Here is a 20,099-nt window from a genome sequence, read left to right as displayed (position 1 = left end):
GGAGAGACCCCATGTCGCAGTCCCCGTCCCCTGCTCGCACGCGCGCCCTGCGCGTCGCGGCGTCCACCCTCGCGCTCGGCCTCGCCCTGGCCGCGTGCAGCTCCGGCTCCCCCGAGGGCGCCGAGCCGTCCACGTCCGCGTCGAGCGGTCCCGTCGACGGCGGTGACCTCGTCTTCGCGATCGGCAACGACCCGATCTCGCTCAACCCGTCCGGCACCGGCTCGGGCAACGACACGCTCTACGTGACGCGCCAGCTCGTCGACTCGCTGCTGTGGCAGGACCCGGCGGACGGCTCGCTCGAGCCGTGGCTCGCGACCGGGTGGTCGTCGAACGACGACGCCACCGAGCACACCTTCACGCTCCGCGACGACGTGACGTTCTCCGACGGCACGCCCCTCACCGCGGAGTCGGTCAAGGCGACGTTCGACGACATCGTCGCCGCGGGTGCCAAGAGCAGCGCGGCGCCGTCGTTCGTCGGCTACACGGGCACGACGGTCGTCGACGAGCACACCGTGACGGTCGCGTTCGGCACCCCGAACGCCGCGTTCCCGCAGGCCGTGAGCACGGTCGCGCTCGGTGTCGTGGCCGCGTCGACGATCGCCGTGCCGTTCGACGACCGCGCGGACGGCGCGGCCGTCGTCGGCACCGGACCGTTCGTGCTCGACCACTACACGAAGGACACCGAGACGGTCCTCGAGGCCCGCGACGACTACGCGTGGGCACCTGAGGCCCGCACCGACGCCGGTGCCCCGCACGTGGACTCCGTGACGTTCCAGGTCGCACCCGAGGCGAGCGTCCGCACGGGTTCGCTCACGTCGGGCCAGGTCCAGGTCATCGGCGGCGTCCAGCCGACCGACATCGCGACTCTCGAGCAGTCGGGCTTCCCGCTCGTCCACCGCGCCAACCCCGGCATCACGTTCGGCCTCACGTTCAACGGCGCGTCCACGCTGGGCAGCGACCCGGCCGTCCGGGAGGCGATCGGCCTCGCGATCGACCCGACCGAGGTGCGCGACACCGCGCTCACGGACGGGTTCGCCGTCGCCACCAGCGTGCTCGCGAGCACCACGCCGGGTGTCGCCGACGTGAGCGAGCACCTCGACTCCGACCCCGCGAAGGCCGCCGAGGTGCTCGAGGACGCGGGCTGGGAGAAGGGTGCCGACGGCATCTACGCGAAGGACGGCGTGCGCCTCGCGCCGACGCTCGTCTGGATCACGAACTTCTCGCCGAACCAGACGTCCGTCGAGCTGCTCCAGGCCGAGCTCAAGGCGGTCGGCATCGACGTCACCCTGTGGTCGGGCGCCGTCCCGGACTTCCAGGCGAAGCTCAAGTCCGGCGAGTTCGACCTCGTGTGGGGCAACCTGTCCCGCGCCGACGGCGACGTGCTGCGCACGCAGTACTCGACCGCGGCGACGAACTACTACCGGATCGACGACCCCGAGCTCGAGAGCCTGCTGCAGGAGCAGCTGGCGACCAGCGACCTGGCGGCGCGTGACGCGGTCCTCGCGGAGGCCCAGGAGCGCCTCGTCTCGCAGCACTGGGTCCTGCCCGTGCACGAGCTGACGACGTACCTCGGCCTGTCGCCCGACGTGCACGGCGTCGAGCTCGGCGCGGACTCGCGTCTCGACCAGCTGACGACCGCCTGGCTCGACTGACCGGGCGACCGACCGCACGAGGGGCGGGAGCGGCCACGACGGCGCTCCCGCCCCGCGCGTCGTCACGAAAGGGCGTCGCGCGGGCGGTGCGCGGTGGTGCGCGGCGCGCTCAGCGCTCGGCCGCCACCCGCCGACGCCTGACCAGGACCAGGTCGTCGCGGTGCACGAGCTCGCGGTCGTAGCCCGGACCGAGGTCGTCCCGCAGGTCCGACGTCGTGCGGCCCAGCAGGTCGGGCACCTCGTCCGACGCGTACGCGACGAGCCCGCGCGCGACGACGGTCCCGTCGGGCCCGACGATCTCGACGGGGTCGCCCGCGTCGAACGTCCCCTCGACACCCGTGACGCCCGCGGGCAGGAGCGACGTCCGCCGTTCGACGACCGCCCGCACGGCGCCCTCGTCGAGCACGAGCCGCCCGCGCGTCCGCGCCGCGTGCGCGAGCCACAGCAACCGGATCGACGACCGCCGGCCCGTCGCGGCGAACCACGTCCCGACGTCGTCGCCCGTGAGCGCGGCACGCGCCTGGCCCGCCGACGTCAGCACCACCGGGATGCCCGACTGCGTCGCGATCGCGACCGACTCGAGCTTCGTCACCATGCCGCCCGTGCCCACGGCACTGCCGCGTGACGACACGTCGACGCCGTCCAGGTCCCGCGGTCCGGCGACGTGCGTGAGCCGACGCGACCCCGGCCGCGACGGCGGTCCCGTGTACAGCGCGTCGACGTCCGTGAGCAGCACGAGCGCGTCCGCGTGCACCAGGTGCGACACGAGCGCCGCGAGCCGGTCGTTGTCGCCGAACCGGATCTCGTCCGTCGCGACCGCGTCGTTCTCGTTGATGATCGGCACCACGCCGAGGTCGAGGAGCCGGGTCAGCGACCGGTGCGCGTTGCGGTAGTGCCCGCGCCGCACCGTGTCCTCCGCGGTCAGCAGCACCTGCCCGACACGGAGCCCGTGGTCCGCGAACGCCTTCGTGTAGTGCGCGACGAGCAGACCCTGCCCGACCGACGCGGCGGCCTGCTGCGTCGCGAGGTCCCGGGGCCGCGCCGACAGCCCGAGCGGACCGATGGCCGCCGCGATGGCCCCCGACGACACGAGCACGACCTGCCCGCCGGCGTTCCGCCGCTCGGCCAGCACGTCGACGAGCGCACGCAGCCGCTCGGGGTCGAGGCGCCCGTCCGGGCTCGTGAGCGACGACGACCCCACCTTGACGACCACCCGCGCGGCGGCGGGCAGCTGCTGGCGGTCGTGCAGGGGTGCGGCGCTCACGTCGGCATTCTGCCCCGGCGACCCCGCATCGCCGCGGACGCATCCGCGCGCCGGACGCCGCCCGCACCGTGGTGGGCGCGAACCCGCCCCGCGGGTCACGCGTCGTCCCGCGTCCGGGTCCGTCCGGACGCCGTGCTCGCGCTCGGCGTCAGTCCGCGTCCGGGTCGGTCCGGACGCCGTGCTCGCGCTCGGCGTCAGTCCGCGTCCGGGTCCGTCCAGACGCCGTGCTCGCGCTCGGACCACAGCTCGTCCCGGGCCGCGGTCTTGGCGTCCATGCGCTCGCGGTACTCCTGCCGCTTCTCGCCACGGGTCGGGCGCGACCGGTCCTCGAGGCGGACGTCGGATCCGCGCGGGCCACCGAGCAGCTCGGCGCCCGTCATGAGCGTGGGCTCCCAGTCGAACACGACCGCGTTGGTGTCCGGACCGATCCGCACCTCGTCCCCCGCGACCGCGCCGGCCGAGTACAGCGCGTCCTCGACGCCGAGCCGCGCGAGCCGGTCGGCGAGGTAGCCGACGGCCTCGTCGTTGGAGAAGTCGGTCTGCCGGACCCAGCGCTCGGGCTTCTCGCCGCGCACGGCGAACCAGACGGCGCCGCCGCCCTCGCGTCGCGTGACGGTGAACCCGGAGTCGTCGACGGCCTTGGGCCGGAGCACCACGCGCGTGGCCTCGGGCACCGGAGCCTCGCGACGGGCCCGCTCGACGCGCTCGGCGAGCGCGAACGTGAGCGGGCGCAGGCCCTCGTGGCTGGCCGTCGAGATCTCGAACACGGGCAGGCCGCGCGCCTCGAGCTCGGGCTTGACCATGTCGGCGAGGTCGCGCGCCTCGGGCACGTCGATCTTGTTGAGCACGACGATGCGCGGGCGCTCGGCCAGCGGGACGCGTCCACCCTCGATCCCGAGGTCACCGGCGTAGGCCGCGAGCTCGGACTCGATGACGTCGAGGTCGGAGATCGGGTCACGGTCGGGCTCGAGCGTCGCGCAGTCGAGCACGTGCACGATCACCGCGCAGCGTTCGATATGGCGGAGGAACTCCAGCCCGAGCCCACGCCCCTGCGACGCGCCCGGGATGAGCCCCGGGACGTCGGCGACGGTGTAGCGGGACGACCCGGCCTGCACGACGCCGAGGTTCGGCACGAGCGTGGTGAACGGGTAGTCGGCGATCTTGGGCCGCGCGGCGGAGATCGCCGCGACCAGGCTCGACTTGCCCGCCGACGGGTACCCGACGAGCGCGACGTCGGCGATGGTCTTGAGCTCGAGGACGACGTCGAGCGCGTCACCCGGCTCGCCGAGCAGCGCGAAGCCCGGCGCCTTGCGCCGCTGCGACGCGAGGGCGGCGTTGCCCAGCCCGCCACGGCCGCCGGCCGCGACGACGAAGCGCGCACCGAGGCCGACGAGGTCCGCGAGGACCTCGCCGTCGGTGCCCTTGACGACGGTGCCGTCGGGCACGCCGAGCACGAGGTCCTGCCCGGTCGAGCCGGACCGGTGGTCGCCCATGCCCTGCGTGCCGGACGGCGCGTGCCGGTGCGGCAGGTGGTGGAACTCGAGCAGCGTCGTGACCTGGGGGTCGACCTCCAGGATCACCGAGCCGCCGTTGCCGCCGTTGCCCCCGTCGGGGCCGGCGAGCGGCTTGAACTTCTCACGGTGGATGGACGCACACCCGTGCCCACCGTCACCGCCGGTCGCGTGCAGCACGACCCGGTCGACGAACGTCGCCACGGCTGTCCTCCTGTCCGGCCCCGGCCCTCACCGGAGCGCTCTCGTGATCGTCACACGACGAAGGGGCGCACCGCACCGGTGCGCCCCTTCGTCGACTGCTGAGCGGTCGTCAGGCCTCGACGGCCACGATGTCGATGACCTTGCGGCCACGACGCGTGCCGAACGTGACGGCACCCGCGGCCAGCGCGAAGAGCGTGTCGTCGCCGCCACGGCCCACGTTGTTGCCGGGGTGGAAGTGCGTGCCGCGCTGGCGGACGATGATCTCGCCGGCCTTGACGACCTGACCGCCGAAGCGCTTGACGCCGAGGCGCTGCGCGTTGGAGTCGCGACCGTTGCGCGAGGAGCTCGCGCCCTTCTTGTGTGCCATGACGAACCTGCTCTCTAGCTGCTGCGTAAGTCGGGGGCCGCGGCGTCAGTGCGCCGCGGGGAAGCTCACTTGATGCCGGTGACCTTGATGCGGGTCAGCTGCTGGCGGTGACCCTGGCGCTTGCGGTAACCGGTCTTGTTCTTGTACTTGAGGATGTCGATCTTGGGACCCTTCTCGTCCCGCACGACCTCCGCCGTCACCTTCACCTTGGCCAGCGCCGCGGCGTCGGTGGTGATCTTCTCGCCGTCCACGAGGAGCAGAGCCGTCAGCTCGACGGTGGAGCCGGCCTGCGCGGCGAGGCGGTCGACGACGACGACGTCGCCCACGGCGACCTTCTCCTGGCGGCCGCCAGCCTTCACGATCGCGTACACCACGTTGCTGCTCATCTCTGCTCGTCGAACTGCTCGGTCAAAAGTCTGCCGGTGCCTGCCTGCGCCCGCGCACGTCCCGCAGCGTCCGGGAGCCCGGTCCGAGGGGAGTCGCGTCGACGCCGTTGCGGCGGCACACATGACCAGCGCGCACACGACGCGCCGACGTTCTAGGGTACGGACCGTGTGAGCCAGGGTCAAACCGCGGCGGGGGGCGACGCTGGTCACACCGCCGGGGCTGCGAGCCGCGACTCCAACCCGCGCACGACGAGGTCCACCCCGAACGCGAAGCGGGCGTCGGCGGCGTCGTCGCCGTCGGGCCGGCCCTGCTCCTCGACCACGAACCCGACGACGAACGCCAGCAGCGTCGACCACGCGCGGGTCGCGTCCTGCTCGCCGAACCCGGCGTCGACGAGGATCGACATCGGCAGCTCGACCCACCCGCGCAGGCGCTCGTCGGTGACGTACGTGCCGCTGAAGACACGGGCTCCGTCGCGACGACCGAGGAGCGCGGCCCGGAAGCGGTCGGCGGAGACGCGCACGCAGTCCTGCCACGGCTCGCCGACGAGGTCGCGCATCTCCGGCCCGGCGGCGTCGATGAGGTCGCGCAGCATGGTCGTGGCCATCTCGTCGAGCAGCGCCGCCTTGCTGGGCACGTGCCAGTAGAGAGCCGCCACCTGGACACCGAGGTCCCCCGCGAGGCGGCGCAGGGTGAGGCCGTCGAGACCGACCTCGTCGAGGAGGTCGAGCGCGCGCCGGACGATCCGGTCGCGGTCGAGTCGCTGGACCAACGCACCTCCGCTGCCGTCCGCCCTGCCGCGGGACCGCCCCGCGCTGCACCACCTTGACAACTGAACGTCGTTCAACGCAACCTGAACATCGTTCAGTGAACAACGTTCAGGAGGTCTTCATGCGCACGACGGTCGTCGTCAACCACCCCTACGAGGGGAGCTTCTGCCACGCGCTCGCCCACGCCGCCGAGCGGGGTGCACGGCGGGCGGGCCACGAGGCCGAGGTCCTCGACCTCGACGCCCTCGGCTTCGACCCGGTCATGCGCCGCACCGACCTCGCCGCGTGGCGCGAGCACCGCACCGTCGACCCGCTGGTGCTCGACCTGCAGGCCCGCATCGACGCGACCGACCACCTCGTGCTCGTGCACCCCGTGTGGTGGGAGACCGCGCCGGCCGTGATGAAGGGGTTCTACGACAAGGTGCTCGTGCCCGGCTGGGCGTACGACGACGGCATCCTCGGGCTCCCGCGCGCGCGGTTCGGACGACTGCGCCGCGTCACCGTCGCCACGACCATGACCACGCCAGGCCCCGCCTACCGCTGGCTGTTCGGCAACACCGTCCAGAAGGCGTCGGTGCGCGGCGTCTGGCAGAAGATGGGCGTCCCCGCGCGCTGGCTCAGCCATCCGCGCGTGGCCGACGTCTCCCCCGCGCGTCGCGACCGGTGGTTGGTGCGCATCGAGGACCGGGTCGCCGGGGTGCGCCCGGAGCGGCGCGACGACCTCGCGGTCACCGCCTCCTGAGCACCGCGGTGACCGGTGCGCGCGATCGACGTGCAGGGCGTCCGCGTCCGGATGCGGCGGCAGGTGCGCCGACCTAGCCTCGCCAGGTCGGACCAGTCGGGCGAGAGGCGTCCCGCAGCCGCCGCGTCCCCCAGGAGGCGTCGTGTCCCAGGACCCGTCCCGCAGCCGCAGCACCACCGAGGCCGCACCTGAACCCGAAGACCCGCGCAAGCCCGACTCCGTCGGCGACATCCACAAGCCGTCGTGGAAGTACGTCGCGCGCAAGACGTTCCGCGAGTTCCTGGCCGACGAGTGCACGGACCAGGCCGCGGCGCTCACCTACTACGCGGTGCTGGCGATCGCGCCCGCGCTGCTGGCCGTCGTGTCGGTGCTCGGCCTCGTCGGCGACCCCGAGCAGACGCTCAACCGTGTCATGGACCTCGTGGGCGACCTCGGCGCGCCCGACCAGGCCGCCGAGACGGTGCAGCCGATCGTCGAGGCCGCGACGTCCAACACCAAGGCAGGGCTGGCGCTGATCCTCGGCGTGCTGCTCGCGCTGTGGTCCGCCTCGGGCTACGTCGCGGCGTTCGGGCGCGGCATGAACCGCGTGTACGAGGTCGAGGAGGGCCGGCCGATCTGGAAGCTGCGCCCGGTGATCCTCCTCATCACGCTCGTGCTCGTCGTGATCGCCGTGCTGATCGTCGCCGCGACGGTCCTGTCCGGACCGGTCGCGCGGAGCATCGGCGACGCGGTCGGGCTCAGCGACACCGCCGTGACCGTCTGGAACGTGCTCAAGTGGCCCGTCGTGGTCGCGCTCGTCGTCATCGCGATCGCGCTGCTCTACCACGGCACGCCCAACGTGCGACAGCCGAAGTTCCGCTGGATCAGCGTCGGCGCGACCGTCGCGCTGATCGTGTGGGTCGTCGCGTCCGTCGGGTTCGGCTTCTACGTCACGACCTTCGCGTCCTACGACGCGACGTACGGCTCGCTCGCGGGCGTCGTCGTGTTCCTGCTGTGGCTGTGGATCAGCAACCTCGCGCTGCTGTTCGGCGCCGAGCTCGACGCCGAGCTCGAACGGGGCCGCGAGCTGCAGGGCGGCATCGAGGCCGAGGAGACGATCCAGCTCCCCGCGCGCGACACCAAGGCGAGCGACAAGAAGGCCGCGAAGGCCGCCGAGGACGTCCGCCGGGGCCGCGAGCTGCGCGAGCGCGCGAGCCGTGGCCGGGAGGACGACGACGCACGCGACGGCCGCACCCGGCGCTGACGGCGCAGCCGCAGCGACGACGACGCCCGCACCGGAGGTCGGTGCGGGCGTCGTCGTGAGCGGTGCCGGTGGTCCGGCGCCGGCGATCAGTCCTGCGTCGTCTCCGCGGGCTCCTCGTCGTCGCCGGCGTCCTCGAAGAGGTCGGGCGACACGGGGGTGAGCTCGAGCGGCTCGTCGGCGGCCTCGGCCTCCGGGGCCGCGGTCTCGTCGACCTCGGCGGTGCTCGGCGCACCCGCCGGGGCGACCCCGCTCGCGGCCAGCGCCGCGAGGACGTCGAGCACCGGCTGGTCGGCCGGGCCGCCCGTGGTGCCCGGCGCGGCCTCCGCCGCGGCGAGCTCCTCGACGGCGTCCTCGACGACCACGACGCTCTCGCGCACCTCGACCGTCTCGTCGACGACCACCGCGACGCCGTCACCGGCCACCGCGTCGTCGACGACCGGCGCGTCCGCGTGGTGCCCCTCGGCGTGACCGTCGGCCTCGTGGTGGTGCTCGTGCGCGTGCGCAGCGGCAGCCGCGATCGTCGCGAGCGTCGCCTTCACGGCCTCGCGCGCCTCGGGCAGCACCGGCACGCCGGGGTGCGGCGTCACGGGGGCGGGCTCCTTGGCACCGCGCTTGCGGCGCGACCGCTTCGACTCGCCGGCCTCGACGGGCGCGGCGGCCTGCTGGGCGCCGGCGTCCGGGCGGCCGTTCTTCTCGACCGGCTCCTCGTGGACGATGAAGCCGCGGCCGTGGCAGTGCTCGCACGTCTCGGAGAAGGCCTCGACGAGGCCCTGGCCGACCCGCTTGCGGGTCATCTGGACGAGGCCCAGCGACGTCACCTCGGCGACCTGGTGCTTCGTGCGGTCGCGACCCAGGCACTCGACGAGCCGGCGCAGCACGAGGTCACGGTTGGACTCGAGGACCATGTCGATGAAGTCGATGACGATGATGCCGCCGATGTCCCGCAGCCGGAGCTGGCGGACGATCTCCTCCGCCGCTTCCAGGTTGTTGCGCGTCACGGTCTCCTCGAGCGTGCCGCCCGAGCCCGTGAACTTGCCGGTGTTGACGTCGACGACCGTCATCGCCTCGGTGCGGTCGATGACGAGCGAGCCGCCCGACGGCAGCCAGACCTTGCGGTCCATGCCCTTCGCGAGCTGCTCGTCGACCCGGTGCACGGTGAAGACGTCCTGCGTGCCGGTCCACTTGGAGACCTTCTGCGCCAGGTCAGGCGCGAGCTCGTCGATGTACGACGAGATCGTCGACCACGCGTCGTCGCCCTGGACGACCAGCGACGAGAAGTCGTCGTTGAAGATGTCGCGGACCACGCGGATCGCCATGTCGGGCTCGCCCTGGAGCAGTGCGGGGGCCGACGCGGTCTTCGCCTTCTTCTCGATGGCCTCCCACTGCCCCTGCAGGCGGGCGACGTCGGCGCGCAGCTCCTCCTCCGAGGCACCCTCGGCCGCGGTGCGCACGATGACGCCCGCCGAGTCCGGGACGACCTCGCGCAGGATCTTCTTGAGGCGGTTGCGCTCGGTGTCGGGCAGCTTGCGGCTGATCCCGGTCATGCCGCCGCCGGGGACGAACACGAGGTAGCGGCCCGCGAGCGTGACCTGCGACGTCAGACGTGCACCCTTGTGGCCGATCGGGTCCTTGGTGACCTGGACGAGCACCGAGTCGCCGGACTTCAACGCCTGCTCGATACGGCGCGGCTGCCCCTCGAGACCCGCGGCGTCCCAGTTGACCTCACCCGCGTACAGCACGGCGTTGCGGCCCTTGCCGACGTCGACGAACGCGGCCTCCATGCTCGGCAGCACGTTCTGCACGCGGCCGAGGTACACGTTGCCGACCATCGACGTCTGCGCCTGGTTCGACACGTAGTGCTCGACGAGCACGCCGTCCTCGAGCACCGCGATCTGCGTGCGGTTCGCACGCTCGCGCACGACCATGGTCCGCTCGACCGACTCACGACGGGCCAGGAACTCGGCCTCGGTGATGATCTGCCGGCGCCGGCCCGCGTCGCGGCCCTCACGACGACGCTGACGCTTCGCCTCCAGGCGCGTCGACCCGCGCAGCGCGGTGACCTCGTCGCTCGCGGAGCGGCGCGACGGACGCTCGGGCTCGCCCGCGTCGCCGCGGCCGCCCCGCCGACGGCGGCGACGCCGACGGCTCGACCCGCCCTGGTCACCCTCGGCGTCCGTGTCGTCCGCGTCGGCGTCCTGCGACTCGGCGTCCTCGTCCTCGGCGTCGGCGTCGGCGTCGGCCGGGGCGTCCTGGTCCTGCTCGCCCGCGTCGCCGCGGTTGCGGCGCCCGCGACCGCCGCGACGGCGGCGACGGCGCTGGCCGGCCCCCTCGCCCTGGTCGTCGCCCTGCTCGTCGGTGGCCTCGTCGGTCTGGTCGTCGACGGCCTGGTCGTCCGCGTGGTCCTCGACGTCGCCCGCGTCGGACGGCACGACGGTGTCGCCCTCCTCCTCGAGGGCCTCGGCCACCTCGACGGGTGTCGGCGCGGCACCACGGCCGCGGCGACCCCGGCGGCGGGACGGGCGCTCGGCCCGCTCGCTCTCCGCGGCCTCGACCGTCACGGCGTCGGTCGTCACGGTCTCGGCGTCGATGCTCTCCGGCGACGCGTCGACGGCGGCTGCGACCTCGGCCGCCTCCGCAGCCTCACGCTCGGCGCGGCGCGCGGCCTCGGAGATCTCCTCCGGGGAGCCGGCGCTGGCCTGCGCGCGGCGGCGGCGCGGACGTGCGGCGGCCGGGTCGGGCGCCTGGAACAGCAGCGCGGTCGTCGCGAGCCGAGGGCTCGTGGGGGCCTGCGGCTCGGCCGGACGGACGTCGGCGAGCGCCGCGAGCACGTCGAGCGCCGGTGCGGCAGCGGTGTCCTGCGCGGTCTCGCCACCCTCGGCGGTCGCGGCGTCGGCGCCCTCGGCGGTCTCGTCGACCTCGTCCTCGGCGTCGGTCGCCTCGTCCGCGACGGGCGGCGCGACCTCGGCGGCCGGCTCGGGGGCGGCGGTCGGGCGCGCGGCGGAGCGGCGGCGGCGGGCCGGCTTCTTCGGCTCGGCGGCGGGCTCGGCCACGGCCTGCTCCGCGTCGGACGCGGCGGGGGTCTCGGCAGCGGGCTCCGCGGCGGCGGCCGGCTCGGCACCGACGGCCGTGCCGGCATCCGCGGCGGTGGCCCCGTCCTCCGCGGGCTCGGCGGCCGGCGTGACCGTGCGCGTCACGCGACGGGAGCGACGCGGCTTGGTCGCGGGCGCCTCGGCGGGCGCGTCGGCCGCGGGTGCGACCTCGGCGACCTCGGGAGCGGCGGTCCCGGCCGGCTCGGCCGGGGGCTCGGCGGCGACGGCCGCACCGTCACCGGCGGGGGCGTCGGTCGTCTGCTCGACGACGGGGGCGGCAGCGGTCGTGCGCGTCGCCCGGCGGCGCCGCGTCTTCGGCGCGGACTCACCCCCGGACGTCGTCGTGCCGTCTGCGTTCTCGGGAGTGTTCTCGGGGGTCACGCGTGGTGCTCCTGGGTACCGCAGAGCCCCGCCCCACACGCGCGGTCCTCGGTCGGTCGGTCGTCACGCACGCCCTCGGCGCGGCGACGGAAGTCGTCGGTCGTGGCTGCTGCACCTGGGCCGGCGCCGTCGCCTGCACCGGCGGCGCGCTCCCGGATGGAGCGGCACGGCCGAGCGGCGGACTGGCGCGCGATGCGCGCTGGTGCTGCGAGCTCAAGGGTCCGTCCACGGTGTGGGCGCGGCCGGAACCGTGGTCAGTATCGCACAGGGGCCTCCCGCGAGCGCGGCACGACCGTCGGCGCGGCGGCGGTGGAGTGACACCGGACACCTCCAGGCCGTGTTTCACGACGCCCCGTCACTACACGGGACCTTCGTCCCAGGAGCAGACTGGGGGTGCTTCTTAGCGTTCCCCCAGGTCCACAGGCCGGGCACCCGCCGAGGCGTCCTCCGTGCGACCTGCCCGCCTGTCCGGTCCGCAGAGCACGGAGAACCCACGTGGACGCCCTCGATCTCGCCCGCTGGCAGTTCGGCATCACGACCGTCTACCACTTCATCTTCGTGCCGCTGACGATCGGCCTCGCGCCGCTGGTCGCGATCATGCAGACGGCGTGGGTCCGGACCGGGAACGAGCGGTGGCTGCGGCTCACCAAGTTCTTCGGCAAGCTCCTGCTGATCAACTTCGCGATCGGTGTCGCCACGGGCATCGTGCAGGAGTTCCAGTTCGGGATGGCGTGGTCCGAGTACTCGCGCTTCGTCGGCGACGTGTTCGGCGCACCGCTCGCGATGGAGGCGCTCGCCGCGTTCTTCGTCGAGTCGACCTTCCTCGGGCTGTGGATCTTCGGCTGGGACAAGCTGCCGAAGAAGATCCACCTTGCGTGCATCTGGGCCGTCGCGATCGCGACCAACCTGTCCGCGTACTTCATCCTCGCGGCGAACTCGTGGATGCAGCACCCCGTCGGGTCGACGTACAACCCGGAGACGGGCCGCGCGGAGATGACCGACATCGTCGCGATCCTCACCAACAACACGCTGCTCGCCGCGTTCCCCCACACGATCAGCGCCGCGTTCCTCACGGCCGGCACGTTCGTCGCGGGGATCGCCGCCTGGTGGATGGTCAAGCTGGTCCGCGCGAACCGTGCGGACGAGGCACGCGACGTCTACCGCCCGGCCGTGATGCTCGGCGTGGTCACGATGCTCGTCGCAGGGCTCGTCGTCGCCGTCAGCGGGGACGCGCAGGCCAAGCTCATGTTCGACCAGCAGCCGATGAAGATGTCGGCCGCCGAGGCCCTGTGCGAGACGACCGACGGCGGCGCGCCGTTCTCCATCCTCGCGATCGGCGACCTGTCCGACTCGTGCGAGGGCGTGCAGCACCTCATCGAGATCCCGGGCATGACGTCGTTCCTCGCGTCGGGCTCCTTCACCGAGCCCTTGCCGGGTGTCGAGGACCTCCAGGCGCAGTACGAGGAGAAGTTCGGCTTCACGGACGAGGACGGGCAGCCGATCTCGTACCAGCCCAACCTCGCGGTGACCTACTGGTCGTTCCGCCTGATGATCGGCTTCGGCGTCGGGTCCGCCGCGCTCGCGCTCGTCGCGCTGTGGGTCACCCGCAAGGGCCGCGTGAGCGGGAGCGTGTGGGTCTCCCGGCTCGCCGTCGCCGCGCTCGCGACGCCGTTCCTCGCGTCGGCGTTCGGCTGGATCTTCACCGAGATGGGCCGCCAGCCGTGGGTCGTCGCGCCCAACCCCAACCCGTCGGGCGTCGACGGCGTCTGGCTGCTCACCGCGCGCGGCGTCTCGACCGTCACCGGCCCGGGCACGATCCTCACGTCGCTCCTCGCGTTCACCGCGCTCTACGGCGTGCTGGCGGTCGTCTGGTTCCGCCTCATGCACCGGTACGCGATCGAGGGCGTCGCCGCGAGCGAGAAGGACCCGAGCCCCGACAACCCCGCCAACCGACCGGACCCGGACGACGAGTCGACCGACCGTCCGCTGTCCTTCGCGTACTGAGAACGGGAGCCCACGACCATGGAGCTGTCGACCGTCTGGTTCCTGCTCATCGCCGTGCTCTGGACCGGCTACCTGCTGCTCGAGGGGTTCGACTTCGGCGTCGGGATGCTGCTCGGCATCCTGAACCGCGGTGACCGCGCGGCGAAGGACCGGGACCGCCGCGTCATGATCAACACGATCGGTCCCGTCTGGGACGGCAACGAGGTGTGGCTGCTCACCGCCGGCGGCGCGACCTTCGCGGCGTTCCCCGAGTGGTACGCGACGCTGTTCTCGGGGTTCTACCTGCCGCTGCTGCTCATCCTGCTCGCGCTGATCGTCCGCGTCGTCGCGTTCGAGTGGCGCGGCAAGATCGACGACGACCGCTGGCGCGCGTGGGCCGACCGTGCGCTGATGGTCGGGTCGTGGGTGCCGGCCGTGCTGTGGGGCGTCGCGTTCGCCAACCTGGTCCGGGGCGTCGAGCTCGACGCCGACCACCAGTACGTCGGCGGGTTCTTCGCGCTGCTCAACCCGTTCGCGCTGCTCGGCGGCGCGCTCACCGCGCTCGTCTTCCTCACGCACGGTGCCGTGTTCCTCGCGCTCAAGTCCGACGGCGACGTCCGCGTCCGCGCCGGCGCGTTCGCGGCGAAGGCGTCCGTCGCGACGCTCGCCGTCGGGGCCGTCTGGGCGGTCTGGGCGCAGGTGGCGTACTCGGTCGCGTGGACGTGGGTCGCGGTCGTCGTCGCGGCGCTCGCGCTCGTCGCGCTCGTCGTCGCCACGCGAGCGCGGCGTGAGGGGCAGGCGTTCGTCGCGTCGGCCGTCGCGATCGTCGCCGTCGTCGTGCTGATCTTCGGGTCGATGTACCCCGACGTGATGCCCGCGCTCGACCCGGCGAACTCGCTGACCGTCGACAACGCGTCGTCCACCGACTACACGCTCACCGTCATGACGTGGGTCGCCGTGTTCCTCACGCCGCTCGTGCTGCTGTACCAGGGCTGGACGTACTGGGTGTTCCGGAAGCGCATCAGCGGCCACCAGATCCCCGCGCACACGGGCCTGACGTTCGCGAAGACCCGCGCGTCGGTCCCCGCGTCGGTGGGCGCGGGGCGCGAGGACGACGTGCCGGCCGACGGCGCGGAGCCGCGCTGACGTGCGCCCGCTCGACCCCCGGCTCCTGCGGTACGCGCGCAGCGCACGCGGTTACGTCGCGCTGACCGCGGGACTCGGGGTCCTCACCGCGGCGCTCGTCGTCGCGCAGGCGCTGCTGCTCGCCCGCGCGCTCGGCCGGGCCGTGCACGACGGCGCGACGCTCGACGCGATCGGGCCGCTCGTCGCGGGCCTCGCGGCGGTCGTCGCCGCGCGGGTGCTCGTCACGGGCCTGCAGGAGCGGTACGCGCACCGCGCGGCGACCCGGGCGGTCGGCGAGCTGCGCGACGCGGTCGTGGAGCGCGCGGTCGACCTCGGACCCCGGCACCTCGCCGCGGGGCACGGGCCGGCGCTCGTCACCCTCGTGACGCGCGGCCTCGACGCGCTCGAGCCGTACTTCGTGCGGTACCTGCCGCAGCTCGTGCTCGCCGCGACCGTCACGCCCGGCACGCTGCTCGTCGTCCTCGGGCTCGACTGGATCTCGGCCGCGATCCTCGTCGGCACGATCCCGCTGGTGCCGATCTTCATGGTGCTCGTCGGGCGTCTCACGCAGGGCCGCTCCGAGCGCGGCCTCGCGACGATGCAGCGGCTCGGCGCGCAGGTGCTCGACCTGCTCGCCGGCCTGCCGACGCTCCAGGCGCTCGGCCGCGAGCGTGGCCCCGCGGCCCGCGTCCGGGCGCTCGGCGACGCGCACCGCCGCGCCACCATGGGCACGCTGCGCATCGCGTTCCTGTCCGGCATGGTGCTCGAGCTGCTGACCACGCTGTCGGTCGCGCTCGTCGCCGTCGGGATCGGCCTGCGGCTCGTCGAGGGGCACCTCGACCTCGTCACCGGCCTCGCGGTGCTGATCCTGGCGCCCGAGGTGTTCCTGCCGCTGCGCCAGGTCGGCGCGCAGTACCACGCGGCCGTCGACGGGGTCGCGGCAGCCGACCAGGCGTTCGCGCTGCTCGACGAGCCCGCGCCCGCGCGCAGCGCGCGGACCGCCCCCGACCTCGCGTCGACGACGCTGCGGCTCGACGGCGTCGGCGTCACGACGGCCGACGGCCTCGCGCCCGACGCGCTCGACCTCGTCGTGCGGCCCGGGACGGTCGTCGCGCTCACGGGGCCCAGCGGTGCGGGCAAGTCCACGGCCGTCGACGTGCTGCTCGGCCTGCTGCCGCCCGACGAGGGACGCGTCGTCCTCGACGGACCGGACGGCCCGCTCGAGCTCGCGGACGTCGACCGTGACACCTACTGGTCGCAGGTCACGTGGCTGCCGCAGCGACCCGTGCTCGAGCCCGGCACGGTCGCCGACGTGGTCGGCGGTGACGACGCCTCGCGTGCCCGCGCCGCCGCGCTCACGGGTCTCGACCAGGTCCTCGCGACGCTCCCGGCGGGCTGGAGCACCCTGCTCGGCCGCGGTGGGGTCGGCCTGAGCGTCGGGCAGCGCCAGCGCGTCGCGCTCACGCGCGCGCTGCTCTCCCCCGCCCCGCTCGTCGTGCTCGACGAGCCGACCGCGCACCTCGACGCGTCCGGTGAGCAGGTCGTGCTCGACACCGTCCGGGCGCTGCGCGCCGAGGGCCGCACGGTCGTGCTCGTCGCGCACCGGGCGTCGCTCGCGGGGTGCGCGGACGTCGTCGTGCCGGTCCGGTCGACGGCCGGGCAGGTGGTCGCGTGAGCGCCCGCGAGCCCCGCGGCACCCTGCGCCGGGCCGTCCGGCTCCTCGACGTCGACCTGCGCCGCGTCGCGCTCGCGACGCTGCTCGGCACGCTCGCGCTGGGCTGCGCCGTCGCGCTCGCCGCCGTGTCGGCGTGGTTGATCGCGCGCGCGTCGCAGATGCCGCCCGTCCTGCAGCTGTCCGTCGCGACCGTCGCCGTGCGCGCGTTCGGCATCGGCCGCGGCGTGCTGCGCTACCTCGAGCGCCTCGTCTCGCACGACGTCGCGCTGCGCGGCATGACGAACGTCCGCACGACGCTCTACGAGCGGCTCGCCGCCGGTCGGACCGCCGCGCTGGCCGGCGTCCGACGCGGCGACCTCCTCGCGCGCGTGGGCGCGGACGTCGACACGGTCGGCGACGTCGTGGTCCGCGGGCTCCTGCCCGCCGTCGTCGCGGTGTGCCTGGGCGTCGGGACCGTCGTCGCGATGTGCGCCTTCTGGGTGCCCGCCGGGCTCGCGCTCGCCGGGTGCCTGCTCCTCGCGGGTGTCGTCGCGCCGGCGCTGGCCGCACGCGCGTCGCGCACCACCGAGCGGCACGCCGCCGACGCGCGCGCCGACCTGTCCGCGACCGCGCTCGGCCTGCTCGACGACGCCGGGCCGCTCGCCGTGGCGGGACGCGCGACCGCCGAGCGTGCGGCGCTGACCGCCGCCCACGCCCGGGTCACGGCCGCGGCGGACGCCGGCGCCCGGCCCGCAGCCGCGGCTGCCGCCGTCGGGCAGCTCGCGGTCGGGCTCGCGGTGCTCGCGGCGCTCGTCACCGGGGTGCCCGCTGTCGGTGCCGGGCTGCTCGCACCCGTCGAGCTCGCGGTGGTCGTGCTGACGCCGCTCGCCGCGTTCGAGGCCACGTCGCTCCTGCCCGCCGCCGCGATCCAGGTCCAGCGGTCGCGAGCGGCGGCCGCACGCATCCTCGCGCTGCTGGACGACTCCGGAGCGCCCGCAGGTCCGCAGGAGCTGTCCGCAGCGACCGCACGGACCGCGGGCGGTGCCGCCGCAGGGCCGTCGTCCCGCGGGACGGGCCACGCGACGGCGGACCCCCGCGGGGACGCCACGGTGTCGTCGACTGCGGACGCGACCCCCGCGACCGACACCCGCGACGCGGCAGCGGCCGACCCGGTGCTGCGCGCCGCGGGCGTGACGTGCGCGTGGCCCGACGGCCGTGACGTCGTGCGCGGGCTCGACGTCACGCTGCGCCGCGGCCGGTCGGTCGCGGTCGTCGGCCCGAGCGGCACCGGCAAGACGACCACGCTGCTCACGCTCGCCGGCCTGCTGCCGTCGGCCGCGGGCACGGTGTCGCTCGACGGCACCGACGTCGGAGGGCTCGCGCGCGTAGACGTCGCGGCGGCCGTGGTCGCGGTGACCGAGGACGCGCACGTCTTCGGCACGACCGTCCTCGAGAACCTGCGCGTCGCCCGCGGCGACGTGACCCCGGACGAGGCCCGCGCCACGCTCGACCGCGTCGGCCTCGGCCCGTGGCTCGCAAGCCTGCCCGAGGGCCTCGACACGCTCGTCGGCCCCGACGCCCGCACGGTGTCCGGCGGCGAGCGCCGCCGGCTGCTGCTCGCCCGCACGCTGCTCGCACCCGCTCCCCTCGTGCTCGTCGACGAGCCCGCCGAGCACCTCGACGCGGCGACCGCGGACCGCCTGGTCGGCACGCTGCTCGACGAGGCGCGCAGCGGCCGGCGCGGCGTGCTCCTCGTGACCCACCGCGTCTCGGCCCTCGCCGACGCCGACGAGGTCCTGTGGCTCGAGGACGGCGCCGTCGCGGCGCGCGGCTCCCACGACGACCTGCTCACGCGGGTCCCGGGCTACCGTGTGGCCCTGGACAGCGAGCAGGGCGACGCCGGGGAGGGCGAGGGTGCGCGATCCCGCGTGGGGCAGGTCGGCGGCGCGACGCATGGCTGAGCGTCCGCCCGTGGAGCGTCCCGTGGTCGGGACCCCGTTCGCGCGCGGGGTGCTGAGCGAGGTCCACTCGGAAGAGGTCGTGGACCTCACCGGCGACGGCGTGGCCGACCTGCTCGACGCGATCCTGTCCGTCGCCGCGCAGCTCGACCTGCCGTCGGTCCTCAACCGGTTCGTGCAGGTCAGCGCCGAGCTCACGGGCGCCCGGTACGCGGCGATCAACGTCCTCGACCCCACCGGCACGTCGACGACCTTCGTCTACGCGGGCGTGCCGACCGCCGTGGCGCGCATGCTCGGCACCGCACCGCACGCGCTCGGCGTGCTCGGCCAGATCCCGATCGAGGGCGCCCTGCGGCTCGACGACCTCACGCACCACCCGGCGTTCCGCGGGTTCCCGAAGGACCACCCGCCGATGGGCTCGTTCCTCGGCGCGTCCGTGCGCACGGGCGAGCGCATCTACGGCCAGCTCTACCTGTCCGAGAAGGAGGGCGGCTTCACCGACGGCGACGAGAGCACGGTCATCTCGCTCGCCGCCGCGGCCGGCGTGGCCGTCGCGAACGCGCAGCTCTACGCCGAGTCCTCGCGCCGGGAGCACTGGCTGCGCGCCGGCCAGGACATCACGACCATGCTGCTCGAGGGCATCGACGAGGAGGAGGCGCTCGAGCACATCGCCGCGACGGCTCGCGAGGTCGCGCACGCCGACACCGCGGCCCTCGCGCTGCCCGGGCTCGGCGGCCGCCTCCTCATCGAGCTCGTCGACGGGCACGACGCCGACAAGCTCATGGGCACGGTCATGCCCGAGGGCGGCCGCGCGTGGACCGTGATGACCGAGGGCAAGGGCCTGCTCACGCCGTCGCTGTCGCAGTCCCGCAGCGTCAAGGTGCCCGCGATGCGCGCGTTCGGGTCCGCGATGTACGCGCCGATGCAGACGTCCGGCCGCGGTGTGGGCGTGCTCATCCTGCTGCGCCGCATCGGCGAGCCGCCGTTCGAGGACGGCGACCTCGCGACCGCCGAGTCGTTCGCCTCGCAGGCGGCCCTCGCCTACGTGCTCGCGGAGGCTCGGCACGCGCAGGACGTCGCGGCGCTGCTCGACGAGCGCGAGCGCATCGCGCGCGACCTGCACGACCTCGCGATCCAGCAGCTCTTCGCGACCGGCATGCAGCTCGAGACGGTCAAGCGTCGGGCGGCGCGGGGTGTCGACCCGAGCGAGCTGCTGAGCATCGTGGACGACGCGCTCGACAACGTCGACTCGTCCGTGCGGCAGATCCGCGAGATCGTCTACGCGCTGCGCGACCCCGACGCCGCGACGGGCCTGGTCGAGCGGCTGCGCCGCGAGGCGTCGCTCGCGCGCACGGGCCTCGGCTTCGCGCCGTCGGTGATCCTGTCGCTCGACGGCAGCGGTCTGTCCGACGACCCGTTCGAGGAGGACCGCTTCGACGACCGCGTGGGCCAGCAGCTGACGGACGACGTCGTGGCGGTCGTGCGCGAGGGGCTCGCCAACGCCGCCCGGCACGCGCACGCGTCGTCGGTCACGGTCCGCATCTCGGTGAACGGCACCGGCCCGCTCGGACGCGTGCTCGTCGAGGTCCAGGACGACGGCACGGGCCTGCCGGAGCGTCGCGACCGCCGCTCGGGCACCGGCAACCTCGCGTCACGGGCCCGGCAGCACGGCGGCTCGTTCACGCTCGGCGCGTCACCCGACGGCCGCGGCACGCTCCTGACCTGGCAGGCTCCGCTCGCCTGACGCCCACCCTGGTCGACCCGTGCCC

General features: G+C 74.4%; 14 protein-coding genes. 8 read left to right on the top strand and 6 right to left on the bottom strand.

The genetic code is table 11. From position 1 onward, the window contains the following. The first annotated feature begins 11 nt into the window (after nt 1-11). A complete protein-coding gene (locus tag KOV94_RS14550; RefSeq protein WP_218052423.1) occupies nt 12-1,652 on the top strand; it encodes an ABC transporter substrate-binding protein in 1,641 nt (546 codons plus the stop codon). 109 nt (nt 1,653-1,761) lie between these two features. Here the strand turns inward: KOV94_RS14550 and proB are convergent, their stop codons facing one another. From proB to KOV94_RS14525, 5 genes are all read right to left on the bottom strand, one after another. Further along, nucleotides 1,762-2,916, bottom strand: coding sequence for a glutamate 5-kinase (gene proB / locus KOV94_RS14545; protein ID WP_124342628.1), 1,155 nt, complete (start codon nt 2,914-2,916; stop codon nt 1,762-1,764). 194 nt (nt 2,917-3,110) lie between these two features. After that, nucleotides 3,111-4,631, bottom strand: a complete 1,521-nt coding sequence (gene obgE, locus KOV94_RS14540) for a GTPase ObgE (RefSeq protein ID WP_124342627.1) — start codon at nt 4,629-4,631, stop codon at nt 3,111-3,113. A gap of 109 nt (nt 4,632-4,740) precedes the next feature. Beyond that, the gene (gene rpmA / locus KOV94_RS14535) at nt 4,741-4,998 is read right to left on the bottom strand and encodes a 50S ribosomal protein L27 (RefSeq protein WP_124342626.1); all 258 of its coding nucleotides are present in this window, start codon (nt 4,996-4,998) and stop codon (nt 4,741-4,743) included. A gap of 65 nt (nt 4,999-5,063) precedes the next feature. Further along, nucleotides 5,064-5,372 carry a 50S ribosomal protein L21 gene (rplU, locus tag KOV94_RS14530; RefSeq protein ID WP_218052445.1) on the bottom strand — a complete coding sequence of 103 codons (309 nt, stop codon included), beginning with the start codon at nt 5,370-5,372 and terminating at the stop codon, nt 5,064-5,066. Between the two features lie 218 nt (nt 5,373-5,590). Then, the gene (locus KOV94_RS14525; RefSeq protein WP_124342624.1) at nt 5,591-6,157 is read right to left on the bottom strand and encodes a TetR/AcrR family transcriptional regulator C-terminal domain-containing protein; all 567 of its coding nucleotides are present in this window, start codon (nt 6,155-6,157) and stop codon (nt 5,591-5,593) included. A 119-nt stretch (nt 6,158-6,276) separates the two neighbouring features. Between KOV94_RS14525 and KOV94_RS14520 the strand changes: the two genes are divergently transcribed. After that, the gene (locus KOV94_RS14520; protein WP_218052422.1) at nt 6,277-6,897 is read left to right on the top strand and encodes an NAD(P)H-dependent oxidoreductase; all 621 of its coding nucleotides are present in this window, start codon (nt 6,277-6,279) and stop codon (nt 6,895-6,897) included. A 142-nt stretch (nt 6,898-7,039) separates the two neighbouring features. Further along, nucleotides 7,040-8,140: a YihY/virulence factor BrkB family protein gene (locus KOV94_RS14515; RefSeq protein ID WP_218052421.1), complete on the top strand. Its 1,101-nt coding sequence runs from the start codon at nt 7,040-7,042 to the stop codon at nt 8,138-8,140. An 86-nt stretch (nt 8,141-8,226) separates the two neighbouring features. Here the strand turns inward: KOV94_RS14515 and KOV94_RS14510 are convergent, their stop codons facing one another. Next, the gene (locus KOV94_RS14510; RefSeq protein WP_218052420.1) at nt 8,227-11,610 is read right to left on the bottom strand and encodes an Rne/Rng family ribonuclease; all 3,384 of its coding nucleotides are present in this window, start codon (nt 11,608-11,610) and stop codon (nt 8,227-8,229) included. Between the two features lie 495 nt (nt 11,611-12,105). Here KOV94_RS14510 and KOV94_RS14505 point away from each other — a divergent pair, with 495 nt between their 5' ends. The 5 genes from KOV94_RS14505 to KOV94_RS14485 are packed head-to-tail and all read left to right on the top strand — an operon-like array spanning nt 12,106 to nt 20,074. Next, on the top strand, nt 12,106-13,614 hold the full coding sequence (locus KOV94_RS14505) for a cytochrome ubiquinol oxidase subunit I (RefSeq protein ID WP_124343573.1): 1,509 nt from the start codon (nt 12,106-12,108) through the stop codon (nt 13,612-13,614). Nucleotides 13,615-13,632: 18 nt separating this feature from the next. Then, nucleotides 13,633-14,739: a cytochrome d ubiquinol oxidase subunit II gene (cydB, locus tag KOV94_RS14500; protein WP_225916673.1), complete on the top strand. Its 1,107-nt coding sequence runs from the start codon at nt 13,633-13,635 to the stop codon at nt 14,737-14,739. A 1-nt stretch (nt 14,740) separates the two neighbouring features. After that, nucleotides 14,741-16,393, top strand: a complete 1,653-nt coding sequence (cydD, locus tag KOV94_RS14495; protein WP_218052419.1) for a thiol reductant ABC exporter subunit CydD — start codon at nt 14,741-14,743, stop codon at nt 16,391-16,393. After that, a complete protein-coding gene (gene cydC / locus KOV94_RS14490) occupies nt 16,390-18,333 on the top strand; it encodes a thiol reductant ABC exporter subunit CydC (RefSeq protein WP_218052418.1) in 1,944 nt (647 codons plus the stop codon). The genes cydD and cydC overlap by 4 nt, the downstream gene beginning before the upstream one ends. Nucleotides 18,334-18,343: 10 nt before the next feature. Beyond that, nucleotides 18,344-20,074 carry a sensor histidine kinase gene (locus tag KOV94_RS14485; protein WP_307720316.1) on the top strand — a complete coding sequence of 577 codons (1,731 nt, stop codon included), beginning with the start codon at nt 18,344-18,346 and terminating at the stop codon, nt 20,072-20,074. Nucleotides 20,075-20,099: the final 25 nt, after the last annotated feature.

The organism is Cellulomonas algicola (assembly GCF_019024305.1).
Taxonomy (GTDB): Bacteria; Actinomycetota; Actinomycetes; order Actinomycetales; family Cellulomonadaceae; genus Cellulomonas; species Cellulomonas algicola.
The sequence above is the reverse complement of the archived record's forward strand: the minus strand, read 5'-3'. Positions and strand labels throughout refer to the sequence as shown.

What these genes read in the sequence shown, in the direction of transcription:
- KOV94_RS14550 (WP_218052423.1), top strand. Translation starts at nt 12, where the DNA reads ATGTCGCAGTCCCCGTCCCCTGCTCGCACGCGCGCCCTGCGCGTCGCG.
- cydB (WP_225916673.1), top strand. Translation starts at nt 13,633, where the DNA reads ATGGAGCTGTCGACCGTCTGGTTCCTGCTCATCGCCGTGCTCTGGACC.
- rpmA (WP_124342626.1), bottom strand. Translation starts at nt 4,998, where the DNA reads ATGGCACACAAGAAGGGCGCGAGCTCCTCGCGCAACGGTCGCGACTCC.
- KOV94_RS14520 (WP_218052422.1), top strand. Translation starts at nt 6,277, where the DNA reads ATGCGCACGACGGTCGTCGTCAACCACCCCTACGAGGGGAGCTTCTGC.